Annotated in this window: 22 protein-coding genes; 2 read left to right on the top strand and 20 right to left on the bottom strand. The window is 70.3% G+C overall.

Annotated features, from left to right (window positions below):
• The 3 genes from AC0IY0_RS21765 to AC0IY0_RS21755 all read right to left on the bottom strand — a co-directional run bounded on the left by AC0IY0_RS21765 (position 1) and on the right by AC0IY0_RS21755 (position 1,524).
• Complete coding sequence (locus AC0IY0_RS21765) at positions 1-384, bottom strand: hypothetical protein (RefSeq protein ID WP_147908581.1); 384 nt, start codon at positions 382-384, stop codon at positions 1-3.
• A gap of 213 nt (positions 385-597) precedes the next feature.
• Positions 598-822 carry a hypothetical protein gene (locus AC0IY0_RS21760; RefSeq protein ID WP_147908582.1) on the bottom strand — a complete coding sequence of 75 codons (225 nt, stop codon included), beginning with the start codon at positions 820-822 and terminating at the stop codon, positions 598-600.
• A 93-nt stretch (positions 823-915) separates the two neighbouring features.
• Positions 916-1,524 carry a PAS domain-containing protein gene (locus AC0IY0_RS21755; RefSeq protein ID WP_147908583.1) on the bottom strand — a complete coding sequence of 203 codons (609 nt, stop codon included), beginning with the start codon at positions 1,522-1,524 and terminating at the stop codon, positions 916-918.
• A 177-nt stretch (positions 1,525-1,701) separates the two neighbouring features.
• Between AC0IY0_RS21755 and AC0IY0_RS21750 the strand changes: the two genes are divergently transcribed.
• Entirely contained in the window at positions 1,702-1,968 is a 267-nt protein-coding gene (locus AC0IY0_RS21750) for a hypothetical protein (RefSeq protein ID WP_147939964.1), read from the top strand.
• A gap of 60 nt (positions 1,969-2,028) precedes the next feature.
• Here AC0IY0_RS21750 and AC0IY0_RS21745 read toward each other — a convergent pair whose 3' ends face one another.
• The 15 genes from AC0IY0_RS21745 to AC0IY0_RS21675 all read right to left on the bottom strand — a co-directional run bounded on the left by AC0IY0_RS21745 (position 2,029) and on the right by AC0IY0_RS21675 (position 15,511).
• Positions 2,029-2,541 carry a DUF1440 domain-containing protein gene (locus AC0IY0_RS21745; RefSeq protein WP_419828816.1) on the bottom strand — a complete coding sequence of 171 codons (513 nt, stop codon included), beginning with the start codon at positions 2,539-2,541 and terminating at the stop codon, positions 2,029-2,031.
• A gap of 417 nt (positions 2,542-2,958) precedes the next feature.
• Entirely contained in the window at positions 2,959-3,645 is a 687-nt protein-coding gene (locus tag AC0IY0_RS21740; RefSeq protein ID WP_147908585.1) for a response regulator transcription factor, read from the bottom strand.
• Complete coding sequence (locus AC0IY0_RS21735) at positions 3,642-4,178, bottom strand: MxaH protein (RefSeq protein ID WP_471765484.1); 537 nt, start codon at positions 4,176-4,178, stop codon at positions 3,642-3,644. Before AC0IY0_RS21735 ends, AC0IY0_RS21740 begins: the two co-directional genes overlap by 4 nt.
• A complete protein-coding gene (locus tag AC0IY0_RS21730; RefSeq protein ID WP_471765482.1) occupies positions 4,175-5,140 on the bottom strand; it encodes a YVTN family beta-propeller repeat protein in 966 nt (321 codons plus the stop codon). Before AC0IY0_RS21730 ends, AC0IY0_RS21735 begins: the two co-directional genes overlap by 4 nt.
• Positions 5,137-5,670, bottom strand: coding sequence for an SRPBCC family protein (locus AC0IY0_RS21725; RefSeq protein ID WP_147939960.1), 534 nt, complete (start codon positions 5,668-5,670; stop codon positions 5,137-5,139). The genes AC0IY0_RS21730 and AC0IY0_RS21725 overlap by 4 nt, the downstream gene beginning before the upstream one ends.
• 2 nt (positions 5,671-5,672) lie before the next feature.
• Positions 5,673-6,722, bottom strand: a complete 1,050-nt coding sequence (locus AC0IY0_RS21720) for a vWA domain-containing protein (protein ID WP_471765480.1) — start codon at positions 6,720-6,722, stop codon at positions 5,673-5,675.
• A complete protein-coding gene (locus tag AC0IY0_RS21715) occupies positions 6,719-7,303 on the bottom strand; it encodes a tetratricopeptide repeat protein (RefSeq protein WP_147939979.1) in 585 nt (194 codons plus the stop codon). The genes AC0IY0_RS21720 and AC0IY0_RS21715 overlap by 4 nt, the downstream gene beginning before the upstream one ends.
• Positions 7,303-8,364: a vWA domain-containing protein gene (locus tag AC0IY0_RS21710; RefSeq protein WP_471765479.1), complete on the bottom strand. Its 1,062-nt coding sequence runs from the start codon at positions 8,362-8,364 to the stop codon at positions 7,303-7,305. The genes AC0IY0_RS21715 and AC0IY0_RS21710 overlap by 1 nt, the downstream gene beginning before the upstream one ends.
• A 4-nt stretch (positions 8,365-8,368) precedes the next feature.
• Positions 8,369-9,262, bottom strand: coding sequence for a nonribosomal peptide synthetase MxaA (locus tag AC0IY0_RS21705; RefSeq protein WP_147908591.1), 894 nt, complete (start codon positions 9,260-9,262; stop codon positions 8,369-8,371).
• 148 nt (positions 9,263-9,410) lie between these two features.
• Positions 9,411-10,268 carry a DUF58 domain-containing protein gene (locus tag AC0IY0_RS21700; RefSeq protein WP_147939956.1) on the bottom strand — a complete coding sequence of 286 codons (858 nt, stop codon included), beginning with the start codon at positions 10,266-10,268 and terminating at the stop codon, positions 9,411-9,413.
• Entirely contained in the window at positions 10,265-11,296 is a 1,032-nt protein-coding gene (locus AC0IY0_RS21695) for an AAA family ATPase (protein WP_471765476.1), read from the bottom strand. The genes AC0IY0_RS21700 and AC0IY0_RS21695 overlap by 4 nt, the downstream gene beginning before the upstream one ends.
• Positions 11,297-11,567: 271 nt before the next feature.
• On the bottom strand, positions 11,568-11,864 hold the full coding sequence (locus tag AC0IY0_RS21690; RefSeq protein WP_187193507.1) for a methanol dehydrogenase [cytochrome c] subunit: 297 nt from the start codon (positions 11,862-11,864) through the stop codon (positions 11,568-11,570).
• Between the two features lie 86 nt (positions 11,865-11,950).
• Positions 11,951-12,544, bottom strand: coding sequence for a cytochrome c(L), periplasmic (gene moxG / locus AC0IY0_RS21685; protein WP_419828810.1), 594 nt, complete (start codon positions 12,542-12,544; stop codon positions 11,951-11,953).
• Between the two features lie 62 nt (positions 12,545-12,606).
• On the bottom strand, positions 12,607-13,512 hold the full coding sequence (gene moxJ, locus AC0IY0_RS21680; protein ID WP_471765473.1) for a methanol oxidation system protein MoxJ: 906 nt from the start codon (positions 13,510-13,512) through the stop codon (positions 12,607-12,609).
• 115 nt (positions 13,513-13,627) lie between these two features.
• Entirely contained in the window at positions 13,628-15,511 is a 1,884-nt protein-coding gene (locus AC0IY0_RS21675; protein WP_147910869.1) for a methanol/ethanol family PQQ-dependent dehydrogenase, read from the bottom strand.
• A gap of 344 nt (positions 15,512-15,855) precedes the next feature.
• On the opposite strand from AC0IY0_RS21675, the gene AC0IY0_RS21670 reads away from it, so the two are divergent.
• Positions 15,856-16,764, top strand: a complete 909-nt coding sequence (locus AC0IY0_RS21670) for a trypsin-like peptidase domain-containing protein (RefSeq protein ID WP_419828809.1) — start codon at positions 15,856-15,858, stop codon at positions 16,762-16,764.
• A gap of 27 nt (positions 16,765-16,791) precedes the next feature.
• Here the strand turns inward: AC0IY0_RS21670 and AC0IY0_RS21665 are convergent, their stop codons facing one another.
• Together AC0IY0_RS21665 and AC0IY0_RS21660 are read right to left on the bottom strand one after the other, a co-directional pair.
• Positions 16,792-16,941 carry a hypothetical protein gene (locus tag AC0IY0_RS21665; protein WP_187193506.1) on the bottom strand — a complete coding sequence of 50 codons (150 nt, stop codon included), beginning with the start codon at positions 16,939-16,941 and terminating at the stop codon, positions 16,792-16,794.
• A 108-nt stretch (positions 16,942-17,049) separates the two neighbouring features.
• Entirely contained in the window at positions 17,050-17,598 is a 549-nt protein-coding gene (locus tag AC0IY0_RS21660) for a GAF domain-containing protein (protein ID WP_147910868.1), read from the bottom strand.
• Positions 17,599-18,165: the final 567 nt, after the last annotated feature.

The following is an 18,165-nucleotide window of genomic DNA, read 5'->3' as shown; positions in this document are numbered from 1 at the left end:
TCACTGCGCCGACACGTTGCCCTTGAAATCGAGGCCCACGTTGACCTGCTTGCCGTCATGCATGGCGGTGCCGCGCCAGATGCCGTCACCGTCCTTCATGAGGTTCTTGGCGTCCTTGAAGCCGGACTTCTCGAGCCGTGAGCGAGCCTCACCCTCGGTGAAGCTGTTGGCGCCCTTCTCGAGCTGGACGGCGCCATGGGCGGCGGCAGTCCCGCCATTGGGGGTCATCTTGTCGGTGTTCGGCCGGGTGACGCTCTCCTGGCCGCCGGATTGCTGGCTGCTCTTCGCGTCAGGGGCGGCCGGGGTGCCGGTCACGGTGGTCTGCGCGAGGGCGCTCGATCCGAACAACGTGGCGACGAGAAGGGCGGCGAGGGGGGTACGCATGATAGGCTCCGTCGATCATTCCGGACCCCTTCAATCCCCCCGGCAGGTGATGCGTTCCATTATTCGAGGATCTACCGACCAAGCTTTACTTTTTAAACCTTCAGCACGTTTTGTTCCCAAAAATCGTCGCTTAATATCCATTCAACAAAGGCACAGCTTAGGGAACATCGGCCCGGCGGCGACCAGCGGGGCCGCCACCGGGTGGGGTGCCGGTCAACCGGTGCCGTAGCCGCCCTTGCGGTTGTCCGGCTGGGGCACGGGCGGCCGCGTGTCGTAGCCGCCGCTCTCCGGCGCCACCCCTTCAGGGGCTTCGGGATGCCCCGGCGCGTGCGGGCCGTTTCCGCCGGCGGCCGTGTCGGGTGCCTTGCCCGTGTCCGCCTTCCGTGCCGGCGGTACCGTTCCGAGCGCTTCGCGCGCGGCCTCGACATCCTGTCCCATGCGGTCCTCCCAGGTGGGTCTGGAGGGCCAAGACGGAAGGGCCGGCGCATGTTCCCGCGAGCGCGCGTGCGCGGCAGGCGGGATGGGCGCAGCTCAGCGGTTCCCGCTGCTTCGCGCGATCGCGCGGCCGAGGCTCATCAGCAGCACGTCCGCGGCGGCCCTGATCTCGGGCGGGGTCTCGGATTCGAGGGTGCGCTTGAGCTCGATGGCCAGGTCGGCCGCCCGCTCCAGCGAATCGACCGGGGCCGACAGGTTGCTGAAGACGTAGCGCTCGCTGCCCTGATGCATCTCGGTGATGTCGATGATGATGCCCCGGGAGCGGACCGCCCGCCCGTTCGGGTCCTTGAACGTGCGGCCCCGGCTGAGCAGCCAGCGCACCGTGCCGTCCTGCGCGACGACCCGGTACTCGGCGACCACAAGGCCGCCGGTCCTCGACGCCTGCTGGACGTGATCGAGCAGCCAGGCGTGATCGGCGGGATGCACGGCGGCCATGCTGGTGAAGCCGTCGAGGTCCTTATCCGCCAAGGCGGGATCGCCGGCCAGCAACCGCGCGGCGCCGGCATCATACACCACCGTGCTGCGGACGATGTCCCAGTCCCAGACACCAACCACGCACGACGCCTCGAGGGCGGCGCGGAGGCGGTCGAGCGGTTCACTGAAGCCGTCGATCGCGTTGACCGGCGTCTTCGAACGCTGTCCCATCGTCTTGATCCCGCTTCGCCGCACCCGGAGAATCTGGTGCGGGATATTACCATTTCATCCGAGAACCTGTCGAAAATTTCATGATCGGCTCGGGATGCATTTGCGTCGCAGGCTGGTTGAACAGCTGGAGCCATTGCTCCATTCGCTCGACAGAGCCCGAACCGGGCCGGACCGTTCATGTGTGACGATTCCAAGCCGTCCGGTACGCCGAACCGCATCGAACCGCACGGAAGCTCCCTCGGCGAGATCGCGCGGGTGCTGGGCGTGCCGGTCTCCAGCTTCTTCGCATCGGCGCCGGACGCCGGGACGCCGGGGGCGCACGAAGATCCGGCCGCCGCAGCCCTCCTGGATCTCGTCCGATGCTACCTGTTGCGGGCGAGCCCCGAGGCGCGCCGCTACTTCGTCGCCCGCCTGCGGGTGATGCTGGACCCCGCCTCCCCGTGATGCGCGCCGTCGGCGACGATCCGCCGGCGCGCCCCGCTCGCGCTGTGCGACCCGTCCGGATCAGGACCGGGCGGCACGGGGGCGCGAACCCATCCTGTCGCGCCGGACGATCTCGATCGTCCAAGCCCAGAGCAGGTGGCCGAATACCTCGGAGAACGCCTCATGGCCGGAGATCTGCCACAGCGGCGGCCCCCACCCACCCAGCGGCAACAGGATGCCGTGAAACAGGAGGGTGACGATCGCGCCGAAGGCCAGGCCCTGCCCCAGGGTCACGAGCGGACAGCTGACGGCGGCGAGGCAGTAGAACAGGCCGAAGACGATCGAGAACCCCTGGTGCATCAGCGCGACGCCGTAATTGATGACGTGCCCGGTGAATGTGTAGGTCATGTCCTCGACGCCGAGGCCGAGCCATTTGAGGATGGCGAAGGGCGGCGCGATACGGCCGGCCTCTCGGGGCGGGAACAGGATCTCCGAGCCCCATTTGACGAAGCTCGACAGGTTTCCGCCCACGAACCCGGCGGCCAGCGCCGTCCTGAACGCATGCTTCGGAACAACCGTCGCGTTGACGCGCATGACAGATCTCACCTCACTGGTTTTGGATGTCATATTGTCCGTGCGTCATCGAACGGGCCGGCTGGAACAACTCAGGCCGCGGTCCGCAAGTCCGCGCCCGACCTGAGATGATTCACGGCCCGTGGGCCCTGCCAACAAGAGTAAGATGTCTGGCATCACCACGAACCCGGTCGATCGTTCGCGTTTTTATCCTTTTGATCGCAGAACAATCCCAACCCATTCCCGAACATCCGTCGGATCGCCTTGATAAGTATCTGCGCCTCGCAATCAACAACGTAGGATATCGCGAGCAGGCAGGACTTCAGCCACGATCCCGCGCACGCCGCGACCTCTGGAGAATGAACCCGGTGAGGCAGCCGCCGGCTTTCGGGGAAACGATGCTGCGAAGCGAAGGGCGCGCGCCGCGGCCCGGTGCCCTCAGGGCAGGGTCCGAGCCTGCGACGCGGCGATCCGCATGAGCTCGGCCATGCTGCCGACGCCGAGCTTGCATCGCAGCGCCGCGGTCGCGTTCACGACGCTGCGGTAGTTGAGCGTCAGGATCTCGGCGATCTCGTCGTACGACTTGCCCTTCCCGATCAGCACCAGGATCTGCATCTCCCGGCTGGTCAGGTTCGCCAGCGGCAGCTCGCGCGCACCGGCATTCAGCATCGCGATCTCGATGGCGATGTCGTGGGGCAGGTAGGAGCGGCCGTTGGCGACCGCCTCCAGCGCATCGAGGAAGGAGGCGGCCGGCGTATCCTTCAGGACGAATCCCAGCGCCCCACATTCCAGGACCCGCGCCACGATGACCGGGTCCCGGTGCATGCTGAGCGCGAGGATGCGCGCACCCGGCTCCAGCGCGCGGATCCGGCGGATCAGCGACAGGCCGGACAGCCCGTCGTCCCGAAAGCTCAGGTCGGTCACCACCACGGCCGGCCGGTGGCGGTGGAACGTGCGGTAGGCGGCCACGATGTCCCGGGCCTCGTGAACGCGCGCGATCCCGGCTTCCTCGGCCAGGAGCCGGAAGCCCTGGAGGACGATCGGGTGATCGTCGACGATCAGGAGATCGCGCGGCCGGGCGGTGGGCCGCGCCGCGTGCTGAGCGAATCCCGGCGCGGCGCTCATGGCGCCGCCCCGGAATTGAGGCCCGGCGCGAACCGGTCGGCGAGCAGCGCCAGGGCGGCGGCGTGGTCGACGCCCCGGGCCCGGGTGTTGAAGTAGTGCTGGCACATCTCTCCGTAGAGACTCTTGTGGCGGCCGCGCCGGGCCGCGACTGCGCTGAAGCCGGTCAGCAGCAGAGCGTATCGCTCGGTCTTGCCGATTTCGGCCAGCATCTGCCCAAGCTGGGCCGTGCGGTTGGCGATCATGCGCGGATCCTCGATGAAGGCGGTCCGGGCTTCCGCCAGCGCATCCTGAAGCACCCGGACGGGCTCCGACCCGGCCGGCATCGGGTGCCCGGCCTCCCGGCCGGCGAGCCAGCGCGCCGGGTCCGTCCCATCCGTGGGGGACAGCCAGGGCGGCAACTCGCTCTCCGCGGTCCGTGCCACCACGGCCTGCCCCTCCTCCGATCCCGATTCCTGGGCCCGGTCGCAGGCGGCGAGCACGAGGCCGGCGACCACCAGGCTTGCGGCCACCAGGCTGGCGAGCCCCCGCCTCACCGGCCGGCCTCTGCGGCGACAGGCCCCTGACGCTGCGCCACCACGGTGCGCGGCCCCTCGGCCACCGGGATCCGGTCGGTCTCCTTCAGCGCCGCGAGGTCCACCACGGAGACGTCGTCGGAGAACCAGTTCGCCACGTAGGCGCGTCGACCGAGGATCGCCACACCTTCGGGATAGCGGCCCACCGGAATCGTGGCGACCGCCGCCAGCACGTCGGCATCGACGATCGAGACGGTGCCGGCATGCTGGTTGGTGACGACCACCCGGCGCCCGTCCGGGCTGACGGCGACGCCGTAAGGGCTCGCCCCGACCGGTATCGTGGCGACGGGCTTGAGCGTTGCGGCGTCGATGACGCTGAGGTCGTTGCTGCGCACGTTGGCGACGTAGAGCCGGTCGCGGACCGGGTCGTAGGCCAGGGCGAAGGGCCCGTCGCCGACCGGGATGCCGGCGATCCGGGTCATCCCGGCGGTCTCGACCACGCCCACGCTCCGGCTCTCGCGCTCGGCCACGTAGAGCCGGCCTGCGGCACCGACGGTGAGCCCGGCCGGATCGTGCCCGACCGCCACCTCTGCCTCGACCGCGCCGGTCTGCGCCGAGAGGCGCAGCACCCGGTTGCCGGACCAGTCGCCGACATAGAGGCTGCGCCCGTCCGGGTCCGCCGCGAGTCCGAAGGCCTGGCCGGAGACCGGCCATTGCCGCATCGCCCCATCCGGAGCGATCACCGTGACAGCCTTGCCATCAGGATGGCTGAGATAGAGCAGCCCTCCGGGGCCAACCGCGACCACGGCGGGCGACGGCGCCACCGCGGATGCCACCGGGGCGACCCGCGCACCGTCCGGACCGGCGACCCGGGTGACGCGGGCGCCCTGCTGGCTCGCGACCCAGACCGAGCCTGCCGCCGCCACCGGCCCGGCCGCGAGCGATAGGCCCGCGAGCAGGATCAGCCGCCGCACCGGCCTCATCGCTGCGGCCCGCTCTCCAGCTTCGCCTTCAGGCCCTTGAGCCCCTCGGCGAAGTAGCGGTTCATCGCCTCCCTGCCGGCGGCATCGCTCAAATTCTCGGGCGGCTCGTTGCCGGTATCGCCCCGGTAGAACCGGCCCATCCACTCGACCTTGGCGCCATCGCCTTCCGGCGTCACCGTCACGGTCGCCGAGTAGGACGAGACCGGCAGCGCGTCGAGATCGGGGTCGGACATGCGGTAGGAATAGGTGCGCTCGGCCCCCTTCCACTCGTCGAGGCCCTCGACCAGGGTGCCGCCGCGCTTCAGCGTGACCGTGCGGATGCCGCCCGAACCGTCGCCCCCGGTGGCCTCGACCTTGGCCACGTCCGGATGCCAGGCGCCGATGCCGCCGAACGGCCCGACCACCTTCCAGACCGCGTCCGGCGTCGCCCGGATCGTGATGGTCTGATCGACCTTTTGGGGGGTTGGGCCGTGGGCCGAGGCCGTGCCGGCGGCGAACAGGATGGCGAGGGTGGCGAGGACGCGACGCATGGTCAGGCTTTCCGGAAACGCATGAGGTTGGTGGTGGAGAGGGACGCGGCGGCGCGGCGCAGGAGGCTGCGCAGCGGCGCCGCGAGCAGGGTGCCGAGCACGAGGGCGAGCGCGAGGCCGCCCAGGACGGGGCGCGGATCGATGCGGCCCGGTAGCGGGCGCGGCGTCCCGGCGGCGATCAGGGGGCGGTCGAGCCCGCCCGCCGCGTCGAGATGCGCGTAGGCCAGGCCCGTGCTCGCGGCGAGTTGCTTCAGGTGGTCCTCGCGCACGGAGGACAGGTGCTCGCTGCCCACGGCGGCGGCGGCCCCGAACGGGGCGTTGCGCGGATTGTAGCCGGCGCGAGACTCGGCATCGGCCGGCGGGGGACCGAACCGGTTCTCCTGCTGCACGTCGGTCTCGGCGTAGAAGCCGCGCTCGCGGCCGCGCTCGTCGAAGCGTGGGATCGGCGACAGGCCGTAGGCACCCGCGCCGACGATCAGGCCCCGCACCAAACCGGGCTTGCCCTCGAAGGGCGGGATGCGGCCGCCGGGGAGCGGCGGCGTCTCCTGGCCGTCGGTGACGAACAGTAGATCCGTGCCGAGGCCGGCGGCCATCTCGACCGCCCGGTACAGGCCGGCCGCGACGCGGCTGTCCCCCTCCCAGGCCATCCGCCAGTCGATGGCCGCCAGCGCGCCGTCCAGCGGCGCGAAGTCGGCGCAGACCTCCACGGGGGTGAACAGCAGGAACGGCCGCCGCTCGGTGAACAGCGCCAGCGCCACCCGCGAGCCGCAGGGCAGGTCCGCCACCATCCGGCGCAGGGCCGCCTTGGCGGTCTCCAGACGGCTCTCCGGGCGGCCGTCGCGCGTGTAGTCGCGCACGTTCATCGAGCCGGTGATGTCCATCACGGCCAGGACCGCGACGCCCGCGCGGGTCACCGGGAGCGCCGGCACCACCAGGGCGGCGATCACCAGCGCGAGCGCGAGGGCCAGCGCCTGGAAGCGGCGCCCACGCAGATTGCGGGCGAGCGGCAGGTTTTCCAGGATGGTTCGCCGGCTTTCTATCTCCCGGCTCATGGCCCGCCCCTCGGCTGCCCCGGGATGTCGGTCCAGATCTGTTTCGGCTCGGCGCGCAGCTCGTCGCCGCTGGCACGGTCGAATTCCGGGAAGTCGCGGATCAGCCGGGAGGCGACGTCGAGGTTGAACTTCGCGTCCCAGAAGTCCGGCCGGTCGCGCAGCGCCCGCCGGTAATCCTGGCGGGCCAGGGTCACCTGCGGGCCGGCCTTGTCGATGGCGCCGCGGGTCAGGAGCGTGAAAGCCTCCCGCATCCGGGCGTTGGCGACCCGGTATCGCGCGCGGGACGCCGCGTCGGACGCGCCCATCCGGTCGAGCGCTGCGACCAGCGGCTCGGTTTCCGCCAGGCGCCCGTGCCCCGCGAGGTAGCCGATCCGCGCCACCAGGACCGGCGCCGGCGCCCCGGTCCCGGGGTCGAGATCCCTGCCGGCATCGAGGGCGGCGATGCTCCGGTTGGCGGCATCCGCCCGCCAGGCGGACCCGCCGAAGCCCAGCGCCGCGAGGCCGAGCAGCACCGGCAGGCTCACGAGGAGCCGCGGCCGGATCCGGCCCCAGAGCCGCTGCGCCGTCCCGGTCGGGCGCATCACCCCGCCCTCCTCAGATCCAGATCCGCCCGCTGCTCCGGCGAGGCACGGGTTTGGGCCTGGGAGCGTGCGGCGAGGAGGTCTGCCTCGGCGAGGGCCGCCAGAACCAGCACGAGGAGCCCGAGCCCCGCGAGCGCGTAGGCGATCCCGGTCAGGTCGCGGCGGGGCCGGGGCTCGATGTAGGGGATCGGGTTCCGTTCCAGGGCGGCGATCTGCGCGATGGCGGCGGCGACAGTCGGGGCGCCCTCGGCCTCGAAGGCACGGTAGGGCACGCCGAGGCTCCTGAAGAACAGGTCGAGATGGCGCTCCGGGGCGGCCTGGGGGGTATCCTCCCCGGCGGGGCGGTCGTTGATCGACGGAGATCCCTTGGTGCGCAGGAACAGCCAGTACAGGTTCGGGTGCAGCTTGGTGAAGGCGGCCCGCAGGGCGTCCTGCACCCGCGGATCGATCACCGCGGCGCCGTCGGAGATGAACAGCAGGACGCGGGAGCCGCTGCTGTCCGGAGCGAATTGCGACAGCGCCATGGCGAGGCCGCGGGCTACGTTGGTGTAGTCGAGGCCGGGCCGGTCGATCGCCGCGATGGCGGCACGGACGGCGGCGTGCCGGTCGGTCATCGGCATCACCAGCATCGGCGCGGTCGAGAAGGCCGTGACGGCGAACAGGTCGTGCGCCCGGGCGCCGACGAAATCCGCCAGCAGGCGCCGGGACGCGGCGGCCTTCGATTCCTCCGCGCCCGAGGGCTGCCGCCCCGCGAAGGTCTCGTTCATGCTGCCGGAGCGGTCGATCAGCATCGAGATCTGGGCGCCGATGCCGATGCGGGTCACCGGCGCGCCGGCGCCGTAGGGACCGGCGAGCGCCACGACCAGGCTCGCGATGGCGAGCATGCCGGCGCCCCGCAGCAGCCGGGCGATCCAGCGGGACGGCGCATCGGCGGGCGCCGCCGCGAGCGCGGGAACCGGAACCCGCCGCCGCCCCGAGGCGAGGAGCGGCACGAGCGCGAGCGGCAGCAGCCACAGCCAGGCGGGCGACACGGCCCCGAGCGGAAGCGATCCGAACGGCATCGCGTCAGGCCTCCCGCTCGGCGGCGGCCAGCCGGCGCAAGCCGGCCTCGACCTCGGCCCAGGGCAGGCGCGCCCGGGCCGCCTCGAGTTCGCGGCCGAAGAAGGCCCGGCGGGAGGCGTCGAAGAACCGGGCCAGCGCGGGCTCCTCCCGGCGGAAGGCCGGATGCCGGTCGAGGAAGGCCGGGAGATCGTCGGCCAGGACCCGGCGTCCGTCGGTCTCGTCGAGGCCGCGATGGACCAGGCGCAGGGCCTCGCGATAACCGTCCGCGCCCTCGCGGCCCAACCGGCGCAACCCGCGGGCGGCCTTTGCGAAGGGACGTCCGGGCCGGGCGAACCAGCCCCGATCGTACCCGAGCGCGGCGAGCGCCAGCACGGCTGCCCCGAGGGCCGCGAGGGCGGCCCACAGGTCCGGAAGCGGATCCAGCCGGGGGACGCGCCCGTCCGGCCGCAGATACTCGGCCGGGTCGTCGTGCTTCTCCGGCTGGACCTCCCGCAGGGGCGAGACCCCGAGCGACCAGGCGGGGATCTCGGCCTTGGCGGAGGTCGTACCGCCCGCGGCCGCGCTCTCCAGGGAGACGGAAAAACCCGGGATCGCGATCTGGCGGGCATCCAGCGCCGCATAGAAATTCTGGTAGGTGAGATGCAGCCGGACCCGGCCGGGGCTCTCCTCGACAGTGATGTCGCGCAGGTCCAGCCAATAGGTCAGGGCTCCCGGCGCCGGCAGGGAGGCGCGCTGCAGCGTGAAGCCGGGATCGACCGCGATGTCGGCCTGAGCCCGGACGAGGTCGCCCAGGAAATACCCGAAGGCGCGGGGCACCCGCACCTCGACGGAGCGCACCTGCGCCCCAGCGGCGCCGGCCCGAAGCAGGAGGAGCAGTGCGCAGCAGGCCAAGATCACGGGTTTCCGAAGGGAGAAGCCCTTCGGCGGGGTATCGGGGCGGAGCCCTGATGCCTTGGGTCTCGCCCGATCGCAGGGCTCTGCCCCGCACCCGCAAACGGTCTCGGACCTTTTGAAACCGGGACGTCCGACGTGAAAGCCAGCCATCTCAGGTCGCCAGCAGGTGGCGGGTCAGCGCTTGGGCGTCGAAGCGGTCGACCAGGTGGAACGGCACCCGCGCCGAGGACGCCGCGGCGGTTCTGCGCAGCGCCTCGCGCCGGGCCTGCTCACGGGCGATCCAGCGTCGCTTCAGGGCCGGGCGCAGGAACACGAGGCGGCGGCCGGCGCCTTCGAGGTCGTCGAGTTCGGCGAGCCCCCAATCCGGCAGGCCCGCATCCTCGGCGCTGTCGGCGAGCAGGACCGGGACCGTGTCGTGGAGGGCGAGCGACGCGAAGACCCGCTCGATCAGGGCCTGCGGCCAGCGGAAATCGGAGACGAGGAAGACCAGCCGCGGCCGGCCGAACAGAAGGCGGGCGGCCTCCAGCAGGCCCTCCGCGCCGGCCGCGTCGCAGCGTGCCGCGGCGATCCGGCCGGCCATGTCGAGGGCCGGTCCGCGCCGACGGGTCGCCGGCAGGTAGAGGTCCGCCCGGATTGCGCGGTCGCACCCGATCACCCCGAACCCGTCGCCGATCCGGGTTGTCGAGGCGGCGAGCCCGGCGCAGAGGTCCCCCGCGAGACGGAGGCGGTCGCCGGCGCCGCAGAAGCGCATCGAGGCCGAAAGGTCCACCAGTGCCCAGACCTCGACGGCGTTGCGCATCTCGAAGCGCCGGACATGCACGCCCTCGAACGGGTCGCGCAGGCTCGCCCGCAGGTCGATCCGGCGGGCATCCGGCAGGGTGAGGAACGGAACCTGGTCCCGGAAGGTGCCCAGCCCGCCGGCCTCCTGGCCGCGATGCGCCCCGAAGCGACGCCCCCTCGGGCGCCAGCGCGGCAGGTAGACGATGTCGGCCGAGGGCGCCCCGGTCATGGTGCCGGCACCGTCTCGAACACCGCCCGGCACAGCTCCGGGACGATCTCGGCACGGCGCATCTCGTGGACCGGCTCCAGGAAGATGCGGTGCGCCATCACCTCGGGGAAGACCGCCCGGACATCCTCCGGCACCAGCCAGTCCCGCCCTTCCAGCCAAGCGCGCACCCGGGCCGCCCGGACCAGGAAGGCGAGGCCGCGCGGCGAGGCGCCACCCTGGACCAGGCGCGTCATGTCGATCCCGGACAGCCGGATCCCGGCCTCTGCCGGGCGCACGAGCGCGTCCCAGAGCCCGACCACGTAGGTCTCGATCTCCGGGGATGCCTGGATCGCCACCTGGATCGCGCTGGCGATGGCGCCGAGGCGGGCCTGGTCGAGCACGCCCTCGGCCACCGTGCCGATCAGCCGGTCGGTGTCGTGGAAGCGCGGATCGAACACCAGCGCGCGCCTTGCCTCAGCGCCACGGGGCGCGTCCATCCCGATCTCCATCAGGAAGCGGTCGCGGGCGGCGGCGGGCAGCTCGAAGGTCTCCTCGCGCTCGACCCGGTTGCGGTCGGCGAAGACCTGGAGATTGGGGAACCGGTACTCCCGGGCGAAGGCCGAGACGCTGCGCTCCGCCATGATGCGCAGGAGCAGCGCATGGACCTGCGGGCGCGCCCGGTTGATCTCGTTGAAGAAGAACACCGCCAGGTCTTCGGCCTGCCGCAGGACCGGCCCCGGCTCGACCCGCGGACGGCCGTCTTCGGCAAGGTAGGTGTGGTAGATCAGGTCGGTCGGCATCATGTCGACCGTGCCCTCGACGCGCTCGTAGGCGCCGCCGAGGGCCCGGGCCACCGCCCGCAGCAGGGTGGTCTTGCCGACGCCGACATCGCCCTCCAGCATGACGTGGCCGCGGGCGAAGATCGCCGTGGTGACGAGGCGGATGACCCGCGCCTGGCCGACCACCGCCTTGGCGACCTCCGCCTCGAAGCGGGCGGCCGAAGCCCGCCAGTCGGTCAGCGTCGCGTCGCCGGGATGGAGCGTGTTCATCGCGCTGGTTCCGGGACAGGGTGGTGGGCCTCAGGGAGAGACCGGCGTGAGGCGCGCAACCGGCTCGGCCACGCGCGGCGAGATCGAGGACCGGACGCCTGTCGGCCTCCGGCTTTTCACCCTCGACCTCATCCTGGGATGCGTTCCCGAAGCGAAGGCCACGAGGGAGCCCTCCGGAAACCGCTGCGATCTCCGGAGCCCTCCTTCGTGACCCGGCGATCTTCGATCGCCGGGCATCTCAGGATGAGGGATAGATTTGGATCGTCGCGGCTCAGTTCGCAGAGATCTTGCTGACGTCGTACTCGAACTTGCCGGTCTTCTTGGCGTTCTCGATGCGCTTGCGGTTGCGCTCATCCATCTGCTTGATGGATTCCGCCTGCTTGCCGATTTCCTTGGGGTCGTGCTTCGGGTCGTACTTCGATCCCGCGACTTTCTCGGGGAAGCCGGGCTTCGGCTCCCAGCAATTGCCCGGCGCCTTGCAGGTCTGCCCGTCATAGGCCAGCGCCGGCAGGGCACTGAACGCCCCCGCGGCCACCATCGCGGCGGTGATCATGATTCTGTTGCGCATCGTCGACTCCTTGCGTTCGCTCCCAGGGCGGCCCGATGGGCCGTTCTTTGGCGCCGGCTCGGCCGGGCGCTGCTCCGCGCGGACGCTCACTCCAGCGGCTTGCACTGGCCGGGGGCGTCCTTGGCGAAAGTCTCGCCTTCCTTGAAAGGCGTGTAGTGTTTCTTCTGCTCGTCGGTCAGCCAGGCGGCATCCTGGACCGGGCCGGTATAGAGATGCCGGATCCACGCGATGACCTGCAGCGCCTCGTCGGGGTTCAGGTCCTCGTTGTGCGGGCCCATCATGCCGTTGGCGCCGCCCCAGATCGTCGCGAACAGACCGGTATCTTCGGTGTTGGCGGGATAGGTCCAGTAATTGTCGTTGAGGCCGGGCCCGACCTTGCCCTCGGCGAGATGGCCATGGCAGCCGGAGCAGGAGGTCAGGTACAGGCTCTCGCCGTTGCGCAGGCACGCCTTGTCGTCGATGTACAGGTTCTTCCCATTCTGGAAGAAGGTCTGGACCGCCTTGGTATCGCGCCCGCCCGGCTTGCCCTCGGCGAGGTCGAGCGGCTCCCCGGTGATGGTATTGCGGAAGATCAGGCCGGATTGCGGCCCCGATTGCGGCTGGGCCATCACGGCGGCCGCGCAGAGCGCCGAGGCGGCGCCGGCCAGGATCATCAACCGGATACGTGGAGTCTTCGTCATCTCACATTCGCTTCACGGGGACTGGGTCGCGCGGCGCTCGCTCGCCGGCCGCGCGGCGAGGGTCAGTTGGTGGCCACCGGCACGCCGTCCTGCTTCAGGATCGCGTCGATCCGGGGCTTGGCGTTGACGATGGCGGCGTCGAGGGCGTCGCGCAGGGCCGTGTCGTCCCGGCGCACGCCCATGGACTGGTCGAAGCTCTGCGGCATCTTGCGGCCGTCGCTGCTCACCGTGTCGTTGGGCACGAGCGTCATGCGCAGGGGCACGGTCGAGTCCTTGACGTAGCGGGCCACGTCGGGGGCGAAGGCGACGCCCACATCCGCCTTGTCGTTGGCGACCTCGCTGACGATGCGGGCCGGATCGATCTGCGTGTACTGGTTGCGCGGCGCCCGGAAGCCGACCAGCGAGTAGAGGTAGGCCATGTCCTCCTCGTAGCGGCCGATATCCTTCAGCATCGCCTCGCCCGGCGAGCCCAGCGGGACGACCATGTGGTCGACCGTCTTGAGGCGCGGGTCCGACCATGACTTCACGTCGAGGTCCTTGTCGGCGCGGGTGATGAAGACGTAGCCGCTGCGGTAATAGGGCTTGGTGGTCAGCACCCGCGGGTCGTCGCTGTCGAGCCCGACCACCACGTCGCAGGTCCGCTTCTCCAGCCCGTCGCGCACCAGGTAGATCGCCGGCTTGTCGAGCCAGACGAACACCGGCTTGCGCCCCATCGCCCCCGCCACCGCGGCCGCGACGCGGTTCTCGAGCCCGGAGCCGTCCCGCAGGGACAGCGGCGGCTGCTTCTCGGAGGCGCAGATCCGCAGGATGGACGGGTCGGCCTTGGGCGCGACCGGAGCCTTGCCGGGCGCGGACTGGATGGCCTGGGCCTCGGATTCCTGAGCCCGGGCGTTCTGGGCCGGGATCGCCAGGGCGAGCAGAGCCGCGGCGCAGGTCGCCGCGCGAAGGAGTCCGCCGAGGAGCGGCATGTTTCGATCCCTCAATGCATGTCTTGGGCGGGCCGGGGGCTCCGCCGCTCTTGGGCGGGCGGGGGGCTCCGCCGCCCCGAGCGGGCGGCGGAGCGGTCGCGCTACGGGGCGCTGCTCACTTTGCGGCGTGCTGCGCGTACTCGCCGACGTTCGGGTCGTCGTAGGGGCCCTTGCCGTCCAGCGAGAACACCACCACGCCGCCGCCCATCTGGGTGTAGTTGGCGAGTTTCTTGAAGGCGCCGACCGCGCCGAGGCCGGCGGTCGGATCCTGCAGGTCGAACACCAGGCCCACGCCCGGCCAGCCGCCGACGCCGTAGTAGATGGCGACGTACTGGGTGCCCTTGTGGGTGTAGGTGATCGGGTAGCCGATCGCCCCGGACGGCAGCTTGAACTTCCAGAGCAGGTCGCCGTTGTCGGAGTCGCGGGCCTTGATGAAGCCATCGAGCGTCCCGTACAGGACGAGGCTCCCGGCGGTGGCGGTGGTGCCGCCCCAGACCGCGAAGCGCTCCATCTTCTCCCAGTTGAACTTGCCCGTGATCGCGTTGTAGCTCTTGATCTGGCCAAGACCTTCGTAGTTCTGCCGGTCACCCTTCGGACCCGGATACATGTTCAGCGTCGCGCCGACGAAGAACTGGCCGGCCCGGTAGGGCAGCATGAAGGGCTCCCAATCCATGCAGATGTGATTGATGCCCATGTAGAAGGCTTGGCGCTTCGGGTCGTAGGAATCGTGCCCCTGGTTGTGGTAGCCCATCGCCGAAGGACAGATGTCCTTGGCGAGGTGATCCATCCGGGTGCCGTATTCCGGGTCGCGCACCGGCGTGCCGGACTTCAGGTCCACCGACTTGAACACGTTGACGGTGTCGTCGATCTTGTTGGCCGTGACCAGCGAGCCGTCCGTGCGGTCGAGGGTGTAGACGATGCCGTTGCGGTCCGGGTGGGTGAGGAGCTTCCTCATCTTCCCGTCCTTGTCCTTCTGCTCGGACAGCATCATCACGTTGACGCCGGCATAGTCCCACTCGTCGTGGGGCGTCTTCTGGTAGCCGAAATGTGCCTCGCCGGTGTCCACGTCCCGGCCGAAGATCGTCATCGTCCACTTGTTGTCGCCCGGACGCATGGTCTCGTTCCAGGGCGCCGGGTTGCCGGTGCCGAAGTAGATCATGTTGGTGCCCGGATCGTAGGCGTACCAGCCCCAGTTGGTGCCGCCGCCGATCTTCCAGGCGTCGCCCTCCCAGGTGGAGGTGCCCAGGCCCTTCTGGCCGTAATGGGCGTTCTTGATGTTGAAGTCCTTGGCGAGCAGCAGGTCCTCGTCCGGGCCGGTCGCGTAGGCCCGCCAGACCTGGGCGCCTGTCTTCACGTCGTAGGCCGTGAGGTAGCCGCGCACGCCGAGCTCGGCGCCCGAGGAGCCGATGATCACCTTGTCCTTCACCACGTAGGGGGCGATCGTCAGCGTCGAGCCGACCTTGATGTCGGAGTTCTCGACCTTCCAGACGGTCTCGCCGGTCTGCGCGTTCAGCGCCATGACGTTGCCGTCGAGCAGGGTCTTCAGGATCAGCGCCGGCGTCTTGCCGTCGCCCGGCCAGTAGGCCAGCCCGCGGTTGACGAGGTCGCAGCAGGCGACCGACCGGGCGGCCGGGTTCTGCTTCGGCTTGTCCTGCCACAGGATCTTGCCCGGATCGTCGAGATCGAGCGCGAAGGTGTTGTTGGGGAACGAGGTGTGGACGTACATCTTCCCGTCGACGACCAGGGGCGCGCCCTCGTGGCCGTTGAGCAGGCCGGTCGAGAAGGTCCAGGCCGGCTTCAGCTGCTTGACGTTCGTCTTGTTGATCTGCGTCAGGTCGCTGTAATTGTCGGAGTCGTAGTTCTTACCGGGCATCACCCAGTTGTCGCCGCTTTTCGACTGCTCGATGAGCTTGTCGTTGGCGAAAGCCGCGCTCGTAAGGCCGACCGGCGCCAGTGCCAGGATCGCCAGGGCCGAGACGGAACTCGCTAGCCTTCTCATGGATGCATCTCCTCGCCAGGCCGCCTCGCCGTTGGGCTGCGCGGCTATTGATTGTTGCAGTGCAAGATCGATCGCGGTCGGTCGCATCGATAGTCAGCTTTATTTGCGACTTAGAGACATTCGACCTTTATGATCTGCTTATTAAGATCTTGTCACCTTTCAGTTTTATGCGCCAATGCCCGATGATGTCTTCAGGCAAGCTGACATTTGTTGTCGGGATAATTTGGCAATGCCGTCGGGCAGGGTCGTAATACGTTCGGCCCGCTTGACCGCGCCCCGGTGCCTGCCCACAACAGTGTTCCCGGCCGGGCCTGCCCTCGGCCTCCAGTTTTCGGGGCCGACGGATGGGCTCGATACGGTCCAGAGCGCTGTCTGCCGCCAAAAGGCCGGTCGCCCGAAAGGCCGCCCGCCGGGCTCCGGGCCGGTGCGGAATCGGGCTGCTCGTGGCAGGACTGGCGCTTGCCGGTGTGGCCCGGGCCGAACAGCCGCAGGCGACCCGGTCGCAGGACCGGGCAGGTCCGTCTCGGCGGCTGGCCGCCCTCTACCCGCAGGACGGACGCCGCGACCTCACCGGGGGCGACTTCGACCGCTTCAGGGGGGCCGGCATCCTGTGGTGCCGCAGCCGCGACGGGGTGCCGCAAAAGGCCGCGGCGGCCTGGCTGATTGGAGATCCGTCGACCGTGGTGCTGAACGCCCACAATTTCCGCGACCGCCGCCTGGCGGTCACGCGCTCGGTGGCGGATTGCTACTTCCAGATCGGCGGCCGCAATTACGATTTCGAGCCCGACAGCCTGGTGCTGGGAACCGCCCCCGGGGCGGACGGCCTGCACATCACCGACGATTGGGCGATCCTGCGCCTGACCCGGCCGGCCGAGGCCGTCCCGCAGCCGCTGCCCGATCCGCCGGATCTGCCGATCGGGGACATCGCCCTGCCGGTGACCATGGTGTCCCCGGCCGGCCACGGCAATTATCGGGGCCCGAACAGCCTGGAGCGCTGCGCGATCCGCCGGATCGACCAGCCGAGCGAAGATGCGATCCGGCGCGCGCGCCATGATTGCAACGACGGCTACGGCGGATCGGGCTCAGGCCTGTTCGACGAGGCTGGCCGCCTCATCGCGCTTCAAAGCGCATCCCTGGCGATGAATTCCCGCAGCCGGTTCGACATCGAGTTCCACTACGGCTCCGCCCTGCTCTTCGAAGGCGGCCTTTTGGCCGCCCTCCGCGGCCGCGCGGAGGCGGGCGGGCGCCGGTAAGGGCGCCGCCGGGGCGTCAGCGCCGCATCATTTGCGCTGCCCGGTGGGGTTCGGGGTCGCGGAGGTGTCGGGCGCCACCGCAGGATTGATGGGCGTGACCATCGACCAGCGTCCGGCGATCGCGATGATCCCGGCGAACAGGGCGACGAAGATGCCGATGAGAATGAGGCGCTTCATGAGGCTGGCTTGCGACGTCCGGGCGAGTTGAGACCAGCGGAAAACGGCGCGGGGCCGGCGATCGATCCGCGCTGCGACGCCGCCGCGCGGCCCGTCCCGGGCCGAGGCTCACTGCGGCTGCCGCGCCTCGCGGGCGAGCGGCGGCGCGGAAACCGGGCTCCCGGCATTCGAGGGCGCGCGCAGACGGACCAGCGCGGCCCCGGCCTGCTGAGCCAGCGTCTCGATCCGACAGACCGTCGCGTCGTCCGGGATCACCGAGGCGCACCAATAGGCACCCAGCGCGGCGCTCGGTTCGGGTGACCCGATCGGCACCATCACGAGGCTGCGCATCGACGTGGTGCGGTAGGCCTCGGCCGGCAATCGTGCATCGACCTCGATATCCGGAACCACGGCGGTCTGGTCGTTGAGCATCGCCCAGCCGGAGATGCAGGCGGTGAGCGGGAACCGGCGGCCACACCAGAGCGGCTCGATCGCGTCCTCTGCGGCGTAGAAGCAGAACTCGCCCTCGCGCAGGACAACGGCGATCCCGTCGGAGCCGACGATGTCCCGCGCCGTCTCGCGCAGGATGGACACGACGTCCGCGATGGAACGGGCAACCGCCAGGCGGTCGGTTGCCCGCGCCAGCCCATGATCGGGCGGGAAATGGGCTTCTGACATGCCTCGAAACTACGGGACGCGACCCGGATCGTCCACGCCGCGCGTGACGGGCACCGCCGGCCGGCCCCGCGCGGTGCCATCCGTGGGGCCGGGTGCTCGCCGCCCGCTTCACGGTGCAATCTGCAGGCGACGCGACCGCGGACGTGGCCCCGGGCGCCGACCTGCGAATGTTGCCGCAGGTTAACAACCGTCCGCCCTCCGTAGTGTGGAGGAATAGTTCTATCGGCCGGCAGCTCTGGCCCAATAATGCGAGATGCTGGGGCTTCGACTGCCCTTGATGTGTGCCAGCGCACGTTTTCTACCGCCGGTTCGGAGCCTTGGCGGGCGCTGTTGCAAAGCTGCACTATCGCGTCGGGCCGTCCTCACGTCCTGTCGTCCGGCACATCCCGATCAACGGGAGATTGAGGACCAGATGATCAAGAAGCTTCTTCTCGCGAGCGCCGCCACGGCCCTCCTGACCGGCGCCGCCTCGGCCGCCGACCTGCCGCGCCGCGCCGCCCCGCCGCCCGTGTTCACCCCGGTGCCGGTGTTCACCTGGACCGGCTTCTACGCGGGTTTCAACGCCGG

It is taken from the genome of Methylobacterium sp. AC315 (genome assembly GCF_979253755.1).
This window is presented reverse-complemented; position numbering and strand designations above follow the sequence as displayed.

Coding starts and splice junctions, on each gene's coding strand:
- AC0IY0_RS21765 (WP_147908581.1), bottom strand. CDS start 384: ATGCGTACCCCCCTCGCCGCCCTTCTCGTCGCCACGTTGTTCGGATCG.
- AC0IY0_RS21760 (WP_147908582.1), bottom strand. CDS start 822: ATGGGACAGGATGTCGAGGCCGCGCGCGAAGCGCTCGGAACGGTACCG.
- AC0IY0_RS21755 (WP_147908583.1), bottom strand. CDS start 1,524: ATGGGACAGCGTTCGAAGACGCCGGTCAACGCGATCGACGGCTTCAGT.
- AC0IY0_RS21750 (WP_147939964.1), top strand. CDS start 1,702: ATGTGTGACGATTCCAAGCCGTCCGGTACGCCGAACCGCATCGAACCG.
- AC0IY0_RS21745 (WP_419828816.1), bottom strand. CDS start 2,541: ATGCGCGTCAACGCGACGGTTGTTCCGAAGCATGCGTTCAGGACGGCG.
- AC0IY0_RS21740 (WP_147908585.1), bottom strand. CDS start 3,645: ATGAGCGCCGCGCCGGGATTCGCTCAGCACGCGGCGCGGCCCACCGCC.
- AC0IY0_RS21730 (WP_471765482.1), bottom strand. CDS start 5,140: ATGAGGCCGGTGCGGCGGCTGATCCTGCTCGCGGGCCTATCGCTCGCG.
- AC0IY0_RS21725 (WP_147939960.1), bottom strand. CDS start 5,670: ATGCGTCGCGTCCTCGCCACCCTCGCCATCCTGTTCGCCGCCGGCACG.
- AC0IY0_RS21720 (WP_471765480.1), bottom strand. CDS start 6,722: ATGAGCCGGGAGATAGAAAGCCGGCGAACCATCCTGGAAAACCTGCCG.
- AC0IY0_RS21715 (WP_147939979.1), bottom strand. CDS start 7,303: ATGCGCCCGACCGGGACGGCGCAGCGGCTCTGGGGCCGGATCCGGCCG.
- AC0IY0_RS21710 (WP_471765479.1), bottom strand. CDS start 8,364: ATGCCGTTCGGATCGCTTCCGCTCGGGGCCGTGTCGCCCGCCTGGCTG.
- AC0IY0_RS21700 (WP_147939956.1), bottom strand. CDS start 10,268: ATGACCGGGGCGCCCTCGGCCGACATCGTCTACCTGCCGCGCTGGCGC.
- AC0IY0_RS21695 (WP_471765476.1), bottom strand. CDS start 11,296: ATGAACACGCTCCATCCCGGCGACGCGACGCTGACCGACTGGCGGGCT.
- AC0IY0_RS21690 (WP_187193507.1), bottom strand. CDS start 11,864: ATGCGCAACAGAATCATGATCACCGCCGCGATGGTGGCCGCGGGGGCG.
- moxG (WP_419828810.1), bottom strand. CDS start 12,544: ATGACGAAGACTCCACGTATCCGGTTGATGATCCTGGCCGGCGCCGCC.
- moxJ (WP_471765473.1), bottom strand. CDS start 13,512: ATGCCGCTCCTCGGCGGACTCCTTCGCGCGGCGACCTGCGCCGCGGCT.
- AC0IY0_RS21675 (WP_147910869.1), bottom strand. CDS start 15,511: ATGAGAAGGCTAGCGAGTTCCGTCTCGGCCCTGGCGATCCTGGCACTG.
- AC0IY0_RS21670 (WP_419828809.1), top strand. CDS start 15,856: ATGGGCTCGATACGGTCCAGAGCGCTGTCTGCCGCCAAAAGGCCGGTC.
- AC0IY0_RS21665 (WP_187193506.1), bottom strand. CDS start 16,941: ATGAAGCGCCTCATTCTCATCGGCATCTTCGTCGCCCTGTTCGCCGGG.
- AC0IY0_RS21660 (WP_147910868.1), bottom strand. CDS start 17,598: ATGTCAGAAGCCCATTTCCCGCCCGATCATGGGCTGGCGCGGGCAACC.